This window comes from Polaromonas sp. P1_G1, assembly GCF_056405595.1.
Genome location: NZ_JBFUBU010000015.1, coordinates 59,090 through 70,079 on the forward strand (window position 1 = coordinate 59,090; position 10,990 = coordinate 70,079).

At 65.6% G+C, this 10,990-nt stretch carries 9 protein-coding genes; 5 read left to right on the top strand and 4 right to left on the bottom strand.

Translation table 11 applies throughout. The features are described from left to right. Positions 1-111 precede the first annotated feature (111 nt). From AC1D1Y_RS09860 to selD, 4 genes are all read right to left on the bottom strand, one after another. Positions 112-621, bottom strand: a complete 510-nt coding sequence (locus AC1D1Y_RS09860) for a hypothetical protein (RefSeq protein WP_477682175.1) — start codon at positions 619-621, stop codon at positions 112-114. Between the two features lie 119 nt (positions 622-740). Next, positions 741-2,282, bottom strand: a complete 1,542-nt coding sequence (locus AC1D1Y_RS09865) for a TRAP transporter large permease (protein WP_477682176.1) — start codon at positions 2,280-2,282, stop codon at positions 741-743. 47 nt (positions 2,283-2,329) lie between these two features. Then, the gene (locus AC1D1Y_RS09870) at positions 2,330-2,938 is read right to left on the bottom strand and encodes a TRAP transporter small permease subunit (RefSeq protein WP_477682177.1); all 609 of its coding nucleotides are present in this window, start codon (positions 2,936-2,938) and stop codon (positions 2,330-2,332) included. A gap of 183 nt (positions 2,939-3,121) precedes the next feature. Then, on the bottom strand, positions 3,122-4,198 hold the full coding sequence (selD, locus tag AC1D1Y_RS09875; RefSeq protein WP_477682178.1) for a selenide, water dikinase SelD: 1,077 nt from the start codon (positions 4,196-4,198) through the stop codon (positions 3,122-3,124). A 272-nt stretch (positions 4,199-4,470) separates the two neighbouring features. Here selD and AC1D1Y_RS09880 point away from each other — a divergent pair, with 272 nt between their 5' ends. From AC1D1Y_RS09880 to AC1D1Y_RS09900, 5 genes are all read left to right on the top strand, one after another. Next, positions 4,471-5,091, top strand: coding sequence for a hypothetical protein (locus AC1D1Y_RS09880; RefSeq protein ID WP_477682179.1), 621 nt, complete (start codon positions 4,471-4,473; stop codon positions 5,089-5,091). Between the two features lie 111 nt (positions 5,092-5,202). Next, positions 5,203-5,820, top strand: a complete 618-nt coding sequence (locus AC1D1Y_RS09885) for a hypothetical protein (RefSeq protein ID WP_477682180.1) — start codon at positions 5,203-5,205, stop codon at positions 5,818-5,820. Between the two features lie 88 nt (positions 5,821-5,908). Next, positions 5,909-8,926 (top strand): hypothetical protein, encoded by a 3,018-nt coding sequence (locus AC1D1Y_RS09890; RefSeq protein ID WP_477682198.1) that lies wholly within the window; start codon positions 5,909-5,911, stop codon positions 8,924-8,926. An 11-nt stretch (positions 8,927-8,937) separates the two neighbouring features. Then, on the top strand, positions 8,938-9,570 hold the full coding sequence (locus AC1D1Y_RS09895) for a tail fiber protein (RefSeq protein ID WP_477682181.1): 633 nt from the start codon (positions 8,938-8,940) through the stop codon (positions 9,568-9,570). A 30-nt stretch (positions 9,571-9,600) separates the two neighbouring features. Continuing rightward, complete coding sequence (locus AC1D1Y_RS09900; protein WP_477682182.1) at positions 9,601-10,980, top strand: hypothetical protein; 1,380 nt, start codon at positions 9,601-9,603, stop codon at positions 10,978-10,980. The last annotated feature ends 10 nt before the right edge of the window (positions 10,981-10,990 follow it).

A 10,990-nucleotide genomic window follows, 5' to 3' on the forward strand; every position in this document is an offset into this window, starting at 1 on the left:
CCCTGCTTGAAGGGGATCAGTGGGCTCCTCGTTCTCCAGGGGAAATAAAAAACCGCGACATGTCGCGGTTTTTTATTGCCTGCCTTTTCAGAAGGCAGTGAGCGCCGCCCCTCAGCGTTGGCTACGGAAGGTTTTTAATTCGCTTACGAGGCGCTCAAACTCGGCCACCATTTCAGGTGAGGACGCATAAAACACCGCGAACTTGCCCATCAGCGTGCGCACATACAGGCGCGGCGCGATCAGCCATTCGAGCCCGCGCACGCGGATCAGTTTGCCGTAGGCCAGTTCGCGCAATTCCATGTGCTTGTCCCAGACCCAGCTCTGGTGCAGGCCCTGCTCGTCGATACGCGTGACGCTGCGCAGGATGTGCCACCAGGTGTAGGCCACCAGCAGCAGGCCGGCGATGAACCAGCCGCCGCCGGCCGATGCGCCCGAGGCCCTGCCGGCCAGCCAGGCCTGCACAAAGGCCGCGGCCAGGGCCAGCACGATGACGGTCGCCAGGACCTTGAAGGTCACGGAAAACGCCTGCCCTGAAATGCTCCCGCCCTTGGGCGTGAACTTGAACGGTGGCGGGCCGAAGTAGGGGCTGGGAGTGGGTGTAGGAGTGGGAGTGGAATCCATGGAGGGGGCTGGTGGGGGGGGGAGGCGGGCAGGGCGCGGAAAGCTGGGCAGTGGCCCAGGGTAGCAAAAAAAACGCCCCTCGCGAAAGGGGCGTTGCAGTCCTGCGATGCGCAGGCGGATTATTTGGTCTTGAACAGCTCGTCGACTTTTTTCTGCTCGTCGTCGGCGCTCGGTTCGGTCGGCGGCGCCAGCGGGTCGCTGCCTGCCGCGCCGCTGGCCGAGCCCGCGGGCGGGGTCGCGCTGTCGTCGGCCGGGATTTCAATCTTGACCTTGTCCAGGTCTATCACCGCGGGCTTGTCGAGGAAGATGGTCACGGTCTGCGGCACGAAGATCACGATCGCCACCAGGATCAGCTGCATCGCCACCCAGGGAATGGCGCCCAGGTAGATGTCGTTGGACTTGATCGGCTTGGGGATGCGCCCTTCCTTGAACAGCGTGTCGGCGATGCCGCGCAAATAGAACAGCGCGAAGCCGAAGGGCGGGTGCATGAAGCTGGTCTGCATGTTCACGCACAGCAGCACGCCGAACCAGATCAGGTCGATGCCAAGCTTGTCGGCGACGGGGCCCAGCATCGGCAGGATGATGAAGGCGATCWCGAAGAAGTCGAGGAAGAAGGCCAGGAAGAAGATGAACAGGTTGACGGCGATCAGGAAGCCGGTCTGGCCGCCTGGCAGGCCGCTGAGCATGTGCTCGACCCACTTGGCGCCGTCCACGCCCTGGAACACCATCGAAAAGACACGCGCGCCAATCAGGATGAACACCACCATGGCTGTCAGGCGCATGGTGCCGACCATGGCTTCCCAGATCAGCGGGCGGGTCAGGCGCTTGTGCATGGCCGCCAGGATCAGCGCGCCCACCACGCCCATGGCGCCGGCTTCGGTCGGCGTGGCGATGGCGGTGTCAATGCCGGGAAGGCCGCCCATGGAGCCCAGCACCGCGAAGATCAGGATGGCCGAGGGGATGATGCCGCGCAGGCACTTGCCCCACAGCGCCCAGCCATTGAGCGTGCGCGCGGTTTTGGGAACGCCGGGCACATGGTGCGGCTTGAACACGCCGAGCATGAAGGTGTAGCCCGCGAAGATCAGCACCTGCAGGATGGAGGGGCCCCAGGCGCCCTTGTACATGTCGCCGACGGAGCGGCCCAGCTGGTCGGCCATCACGATCAGCACGAGGGAGGGCGGCACCAGCTGGGTGATGGTGCCCGAAGCCGCCAGCACGCCGGTGGCGTAGCGCATGTTGTAGCCGTAGCGGATCATCACCGGCAGCGAGATCAGCGCCATGGCGATCACCTGTCCGGCCACGGTGCCCGTGATGGCGCCCAGGATGAAGCCGACGATGATGACCGAGTAGCCCAGGCCGCCCTTGGCGGGGCCGAACAGCTGGCCCATGGAGTCCAGCATGTCCTCGGCCAGCCCGCACTTCTCAAGGATGGCCCCCATGAAGGTGAAGAAGGGAATCGCCAGCAGCAGCTCGTTCGACAGGATGCCGAACATATTGAGCGGCAGGTTGGACATGAAGCTGGCGGGGAACCAGCCCATCTGGATGGCCAGGAAGCCCGAGGCCAGCCCGAGGGCGGCCAGCGAGAAAGCCACGGGGAAGCCGATCAGCATGATCAGCACGAGGCCCGCGAACATGATCGGGGCAAAATTTTCCATCTGCATGGGGTAGTCCTGAAAGTATTTTTATGGGAACGAGCGATGCAAACGGATCACTGGACCGGTTTTTCGTAGTGCGTGTCCATCTCGAACTTGCCCTGGAGATAGCAGATGCGCTTGATGATTTCCGAGATGCCCTGTAAAAACATCAGGCCGAAGCCCAGCGGCAGCAGCAGCATCGCGGGCCAGCGGATCAGGCCGCCGGCGTTGCCGGACACTTCGCCGGAGGTCAGGAGTTTGCGTAGAAATCCAAACAGGCCCAAATTCTGAATCGTGTCGCCGGCCGTCATTCCACTCGACAGCATGCTCGCGAACAGCGGCCAGCTCAGGTAGGACAGCAGGCCCATCACGGGGATCAGGAAGAAAAGCAGGCCGAAGATGTCCACATAGACGGGCCCGTTGCCCTTGAGCTTGCCGTAGATGATATCGACGCGCACGTGCTCGTTGAGCTTGAGCACCACGGGCGCGCCCAGCATCACGGTGGCGGCGAACAGGTACCACTGGATTTCAAGCCAGCCGTTGGAACTGATGTCCAGGCCGTAGCGTACGAAGGCGTTGCCCGCCGAAATCAGTGCGGCCAGCAGCACCGTCCAGGCGGCGATCTTGCCCAGCCGCGTGGTCAGCCAGTCATAGGCCAATGCGAGTTTAAGGAGTGCGGACACGGGGGATGTCTCCGATCTGTTTTTTTTGAATAAGAAAGTACCCAAGCGGGGACGTCGAGGCATGAATGGTACGACGGATGCCAGCCCCCGCACTGAATAAAGACTGACAAAAAATTTCCGGGTTTACCCTAGGGTTTTACGGTCTGTGCGAGACTGCCGCGCGTTTTTTACGCGTACAGCGTTTCAACGGACGGCCATTCCCTGTCCCGCGGCGACTTCCCCAATGACCGCCGCCTCGGCAAAGCCCTGGGCCCGAAAAATCGCGAGCACGTCGGCGGCGCTGTCCGCACTGCAGGACACCAGCAGCCCGCCCGAGGTTTGCGGGTCGCTCAGCAAGGCCTTGTCCACCTCGGCGAAGCCGGCCGGCAACATCACTTCATGGCCGTAGCTGGCCCAGTTGCGTCCTGACGCGCCGGTCACGCAACCTTGCGTTGCGAGCTCGCGCGCACCGGCGATCAGCGGGACGCTCTGCCAGACGATGCGGACCTGCAGGCCGGCGCCGCGTGCCAGTTCCAGTCCGTGGCCGGCCAGGCCGAAGCCGGTGATGTCGGTCAGCGCGTGCACGCCTTCCATGCGCGCGAGTTCAATGCCGGGCTTGTTGAGCTGCGTGGTGAGCGCCACCATGCGGGCATAACCCCCGGCATCCAGCACCTCCTTCTTGAGCGCTGCTGAAAGAATGCCCACGCCCAGCGGCTTGCCGAGCACCAGCACGTCGCCGGCGCGCGCGCCCGAATTTTTCTTGACGCGCGACGGGTGCACCAATCCCATCACCACCAGGCCGTAGATCGGCTCGACGGAGTCGATCGTGTGGCCGCCCGCAATCGGGATGCCGGCATCGCGGCAGACGTCCTGCCCGCCGCGCAGGATGGCGCCTATGGTTTCCAGCGGCAGCACGTTGACGGGCATGCCCACCAGGCCCAGCGCCATGATGGGCGTGCCGCCCATGGCGTAGACGTCGCTGATCGCATTCGTCGCGGCGATGCGGCCGAAGTCGTAGGGGTCGTCCACGATGGGCATGAAGAAGTCGGTGGTGGCGATCAGCGCCTGCTCGTCGTTGAGCTGGTACACGGCCGCGTCGTCAGCAGTTTCAATGCCCACCAGCAACTGCGGCGGAAGGTTGATGCCGGGCAGGTTGCCCGAGTTCCTGAGGATCTCGCTGAGCACGCCGGGCGCAATCTTGCAGCCGCAGCCGCCGCCATGCGACAGGCTGGTGAGCCGGGGCGCGGCGGCGAGTGGCTTGGGGGAGGCTGGCTGGGTCATGGTGCAGGTTTTCCAATCGGTCTGGAGTGCCGGGATGCATCGCGCGCGGACGCGGGCCGCAAGCAAGTGCGGAGTGCATCAAGTTTATGACAAGGCGGTTCCCGCATTCGCAGCGCTTTCAGGGCCGCCGTGCAAGGGTAATTTTCACCTGCGCGCCTGCGCGTCTTTGTAATGGCCTGTAATCGCTTTGGCCATGGGCCATCCCTAGAGTAGCGGCACTGAAGCGCAAGGCCCGCCGGCCTCACGCGGACAAGCCACCACAGGGAATCACCATGGATATCAAACTGCGATTCGTCAACAAGTCCAGCGACGGCAACAAGTCCGAGGTGGTGGTCTACCAGAAGAACGTGCTGACCACCATGGCGTCCCTCTCCGTGGCCTGGAAGGTGATCCGCTATTGCGGGCGCGACTGCACGCACCCCTTTGTCTATCCCGACGGCTACCAGGTGGCCGTCACCGACGAGTACGGAAATTTCACACCGCGCCTGCCGGCCAAAAACGGCCAGATGCTGAGCCTGGTCTCCACCCCCACCGGCGGCCGGCGCCTGCTGTACACGGGGCCGGCCAGCGCATCGACCGAACTCGACGTGCTCAACGCCATGAACCAGGGCGCGATCGACATCTGCATCTTCAAGGACGGGCGCATGGTGGGCGTGAAGACCTCGGTGGTACCCGGGCAGAAGGCGGTCTTCCAGTACCAGCCGGCGCTGTGGATAGGCGTGTGCTCCGAGGTCGTGCAGGGCGAGCCGATGAGCTCGGCCGTGATGTCGGACATCAACACCGAGCTCTCGCTGATCGGCATCGCGAGCGCCGACATCGTGATGAGCGGCGGCGGGCCGGGCGAGGGCTCCACCGCCTATCAATTCAATCTCGAGAACATCGTCCACGCCTGAGGGCAGCCGCCAGGACTGGACACGCAGGGTTCGCCGCCGGGGCAGCAGGGCAACGATGGCAAACGGGCAACGCATGGTGCGCTGCCATCTTTTTATCAACAGGAGAAAACCATGGATATTGCACTGAACTTCATCAACAACTCGAACGACGCGAACAACTCGGAGATCGTGATTTTCCAGAAGAACGTCGCGACCAACTTCGACGAGCTCGCGGTGGCCTGGCAGGTCATCCGCTACTGCGGCCAGGGTGACAACCATCCCTTCACCTTCCCCATGACCATGCAGGTCGGCGCCAGCGACAGCTACGGCAACTACACGCCGCAGCTCGACGCCCAGAACGGCCAGCTGTTCCAGATGGCGCTGACGACCTCGGGCGACCGCCTGGTGCCGGCCGGCAGCGGCACCAGCTCCAAGGAAGTGCAGGTGCTCAACAGCCTGCCCAAGGGTGCCATCAACGCCAGCATCTACAAGTCCGGCAAGCTGCTGGCGATCAAGACCTCGATCGCCCCGCAGCAAAAAGCGGTGTTCGAGTTCAAGCCCACCATCTGGATCGGCGTGGCCTCGCAAATCGTGCAGGGCCAGGTCATGGACTCGGCGATCATCTCCAACATCAACACCGAGCTGTCCCTGCTGGGCATCCTGAGCGCCGACATCGTCATGACCGGCGGCGGCCCGGGCGCCAATTCGACGCCTTTTGCCTTCAACCTCGAAAACATCGTGATGTGCTGAAGCCGCTTCGCCGGCGCGCGGCCTCCGGGCCTCGCGCCGGTGCCGCGCGCCGCATGCCGCCCACTCCAGGACACCCCACGTGAACGAAATGGTCAAAAGAAGCTGGTCGGCCATGGACGGCTGCCTGGTCTTCGACTTCACCATCAATCGCGAACCGGCCGATGACATTCCGTCCATCGCCAGCGTGTCCTGCAAGTCCGGCCCGGCCGAAAGCCAGCAGGTCACCATCACGCGGCTATGGCCCAGCAAGCCATTTGAATTCAAGTTCCGCTCGGGTTGCTATGTCACGGGCTACCTGCAGCAGAAAACGCCGGTGCACATCAACGGCATCACCAACACCGCCATCTTTGCCGACATCCACTACGGCATGAGAGGGCAGAGCGACGACCACCACTTCGAAGGCATCATGGTGGCCTGCCCGACGCGCGGGCCGATTCCGCCGCCCTGGCCGCCGGGGCCGCCGCCCATAGACCCGGACTACCCCGTGGACCCGGTCGAGCCGATCCCCATCGTCACCAGCCATCCCGACGAACTGTTTCCTTATGTCTATGTGCGGCGCTGGCCCAAGGTGAGCGCCGACGACCTGCTCTACGGCTTCGTCAACTATGTGGGTTCCAGCCCGCCTTCCAGCGGCTTCTTCGGCGACCTGGTGAACGCCCGCAACCTGGCACAGGGCGCGCGCGAGGCCGCGCAGCAACTGGCCGTGGAATTCATCGACGGCAAGGCCTACGCGGGAGATTTCGTCAGCGATATGGACAGCCTGGCCTGCCCCGTGAGCGAGTTTGCGCAGCTCTTCATGCGCCTGCCCAAGCCGGACGGCCCACCCACGGCCTGGCTGGCCAAAGCCTGCGAGCAGCTCACGCGGCTGCTGTCGCGCTATGCGCTGGACTGGACTTATTTTGATTCCACCGGCTATGCCAAAGCACTGGACCAGGTCTGGCAGAGCTACTTCGCCCTGGTGGTCACGCTGGGTTACGACAGCGCGCTGCTCGAGGAATTCACCCGCGCGCTGCTGATGGCCCACCTGGTCGAGGTGGCGCTGCAGCCCTTCGAGAGTTTCGCGCAGGCCAATGCCGCCGTCGCTGCGGCCAATGCCGCCAACGCCGCCAATGCCTCCACCGCGGCAGCCGGCGAAACGCCCGCAGCGCCGCCCGTCCCTGCACCGGTGCCGGTGCTGGATCGCCTCACGATGCAGCAGATCAGCGCGTTGCTGCAGGCCACGCCCGTGCTCAGCGCGCAGGTGTTCCCGCTGCCGGCGGCGCAGGCCCAGGATCCCGCGGCTTCCCCGCCGCCGGGGCTGCCGGGCTGGATAGAGCCTTACGCCATCGGCGACCTGCAGATGGTGCGCCAGCGCCTGCTGCGCTACCAGTGCGGCGAGATCGCGCGCATCGAGAACGTCATGCGCGGCGAACGCCGCGAGGTGACCCACAGGCGCACCCACCGCCAGCTCGACGAGTCGCACCAGAGCAGCGGCGAGAAGCAGCTGCTGCAGAACGACGCCGCCGACGAACGCAGCAACCTGCAGGAGGAGTCGCGCAAGACGGTGGCCGAGTCCACCGAAACCAACCAGTACAACAAGTTCACCAGCAGCTACGGCCCGCCCACCCAGGCCACGCTGGACGGCTCCTGGAGCAAGACCGTGCAGCCGGGCGCCACGCCGGGCCTGGACGACACCACGCGTTTTGCGCGCGACATCCTCAACAAGACCGTCAACCGCATCAGCCGCAGCGTCAGCCTCACGCGCTCCAGCAGCACCATGAGCCAGACCGAGGACTCGGTGGTCAGCCTGGTCGACAACACGGCCGGCACGCGCAGCCTGCGCGGCGTCTACCGCTGGCTCAACAAGGTCTACGAGGCCTGCGTCGTCAACTACGGCCAGCGGCTCATGATGGAGTTCATGGTCTGCAAGCCCGCTGCCGCCTTCATCGCCGGCGAACAGGCCTCGGCCGGGCAGGACTTCGTCAAGCCGGTGTCGCCGCTGCAGCTGCAGCTGCACATCGCCACTTTCAAAGACATCCAGCCCGGCAACTACGCCGCCCTGGGCGCCTACTACGGTGTGCTGGACCTCGAGCCGCCGCCGCTGGCGCAGCGCTTTGCTTCGGCCACCCTGCGCGACGGGGAAGAAAAGCAGGTCGCCGTTCCCGCCGGCTATTGCGCCACCGCGGCCTTTGTCGGCTACGTCGGCGCGCCCGCCGGCCTGCCGGCGCCCGTGGTGCTGGTAGGGCGGCAGACCTTCACCGCGGCCGGCAGCCTGGACGGGATCACGCTGTTCGGTGAAGACGACAGCGTGCCGGTGTTGGTGCTCGACTACCCGCCCAGCCTGTCGCCGCCCGTCGACCCCGAGGTGCTGGTCAACGTCGAGATCCGCTGCGCGCCTTCCGATCGCTGCATGGACGAGTGGCGCATCCGCGTTTACGCCGCCGTCATGCGCGCCTACCAGGAGCGGCTGGCCGCCTACCATGCGCGCGCCGACGGCGGCCCGCAGGGACGTGTCGCCCCACGCTCGCCGCTGGCGAACCGGCAGACCGAGCAGCGCGAACTCCGCAACGCCTGCCTGCGCCTGCTGCTGGAGCGCATGCTCACGCTGACCGGCATGGACTCCCGCGGCGGCACGTTGTCGCCGCCCTCGGAGTTCGCCGTCTACGAGCCGCGCTACCTGCAGTTCTTCGACGAGGTGCTCGAGTGGAACGAGATGGTCTACAGCTTTTACGCCAGCCCCGGCCCGGGCCCGGGCGGCGCGCAGTTCGAACTGGGCAGCCTGGCCGCCGACGACGACGCGCTGTTCTCCAGTTTCCTGCAGGCCGACCAGGCGCGTGTGCTGCTGCCGGTGCGGCCTGCGCACGTGATGGCGTTTTTGTACTTCTACTCGTCCGGCATGCTGTGGGCCTCCGGCGACCGGCTGGCGCCCGCCAATCCCGCCGACGTCCCCCTGGTCAATGACCTCAAGCAGTCCGGCCCGCAACGCCCCCCGTTGCGGCCCATAGGGCCGTGCTGGGAAGTGGTGGTGCCCACGGCCATGCAGGTGCTCGACGAGCCCGGCGCCGGCGCCAGCGCGGACATGCTGCCCGGTGCCGCTATTGAGCGTTTGGGGAGCGCAGCACCATGATGGCGCCGGGCATGAACAACCCCTTCTTCGTGCGCCCGGGTTTCGGCGAGCTGCCGGTCGGCTCCGTCACGGCCTTCGCCGGCACCCTGGGTGCGCCCGACAGCGCCGGCGCCGCCACCACCGTGACGCCGCAGGACTACGTCACCGACCCGCTGGAGGCCTGGGGCTGGATGTTTTGCGACGGCCGCTCGCTGCCCACCTATGACTACCCCGAGCTGTTCGCGGTGCTCGGTTATGTCTACGGCGGCAGCGGCGACCAGTTCCTGATTCCCGACTACCGTGGCTTCTTCCTGCGCGGCAACGGCACCGGCACGAAGAACGACCCCGACATCGCCACGCGCAGCGTGCCGCCCGGCGGCCAGGGGCAGAGCAGCGGCGTGGGTTCCACCCAGCCCTTCGCCGTGGAAACCCACGAGCACACCTACAACAGCGCGCCCGCGCCGGCGACCGCCTCGCCCAGCGGCACGGCGGCCGGTGCGCCCAGCAGCGCACCCACGCTGACCACCGGCGGGCCGGTGCCCGGCCAGGGCCAGACCAACCCGGTGCTGGTGAGCCAGTACGAAACGCGTCCGATCAACGTCTACGTCAACCACATCATCAAGTTCACCTACGGCTTGACGCCGTTCATGCGGACTTCCGTCTGACCCCCAGAGCATTTTTACAGGAGAAACAGCATGGCTTACAGCAAGGTCCGATTCATGGGCTACGTGGTTGACACCGCGCCCAAAGTAAATTCCGATGGTTCCAAAACCTACCTCGGGCTGGACAACCCGGAGCTCGACCTCGAGGCGCGCTGCGCCTTGATGTTCCGCGCCATGGACGCCGCGTTCGATGTGCTGCAGCCGTCATTGCCGCCGCCCTCGTCACCGCCCGTGCCCAGCGACACCCTGAATGTCTTCATGGCGCCGGAGTTCTTTTTCCGGGGGGCGGCGGGCGCCTACGGCATGGAGGATGTGCAGCAGATCATCACCAAGCTTCAGGGCTACGCCGCCCTCGCGGACTGGGCCGACTGGGTGTTCGTCTTCGGCACCATCCTCGGCGTGTCCTCGCCCACGCTCAAGACGCCGCCCTACGACATCGACCCGCTGGCCAACAAGGAGGTCTACAACTTCGCGCTGGTGCAGCAGGGCGACATGATGCCGCAGGGTGACGCCGGCACGGTCGTGGTGATGAAGGAGCTCATGTCGGGCGTCGATTTTCTCGCCACCGCGGCCACGGCCAACAGCCTGCTGCTCGGCGAGGTCAACCACCTGGCGCCGTCCACCACGGGCGGCCCGGGGCGCGAGCAGCAGGTGCTCAACTACGACGGCGCGGGCGTGTTCTCGCTGGCCGGCATCACCTGGGGCCTGGAGGTCTGCCTCGACCACCGCGACACCGTGCGCCGCCTGCAGAAGTCGCCGCAGTTGCCGGGCGAGAACCTGATCCAGCTGCAGCTGGTGCCCTCTTGCGGCATGGGTGTGCAGGCCCCCAGCGTGGTCACGCAGTTCGGCGGTTATGTGTTCAACTGCGACGGCTCCGGCGCTGCGCGCCATTCCACGCTGGCCGAGCAGGTGCCGCCGCTGGCGGATGTGCCGATGTCCTCCAGCACGCCGGTCGGCAACGGCGACCTTCCGCTGGACAACGGGACGACGGTGCCGGTCAGCCACCTCTATCCCAGCGGTCCCGGTGTGGTCAACTTCTACCCCGTGCGCGACCTGCCGGCGCAGCAGACCGTTCCGGGCCACACCGTGCGGCTCTTCTGGCAGGCCAGCCCCGACTACCAGTTCGTCTTCCTGCTGGTCTACGACGACAAAGGCAAGTACGTGACCATGGTCTGCGAACCGCGCAGCAAGAAGACCAACTTCTACGGCAACAACTACTTTCTGCCGCTGTTGCTGCAGACGCAGGATTCGCTCAAGCAGGGCGTGAGCATCCAGATGGAACTGAGGCCCGGCAGCAGCCCCTACGCGGGCGCGGTCTGGTGCAAGATCAACGTGCCGGACCTGGTCTTCCAGGGCAACGCCTTCGAGTTCAGCGCCGACATCACCGGCCCGGCGCCCTTGAAGTGCTGGTGAGCGGCCCTGC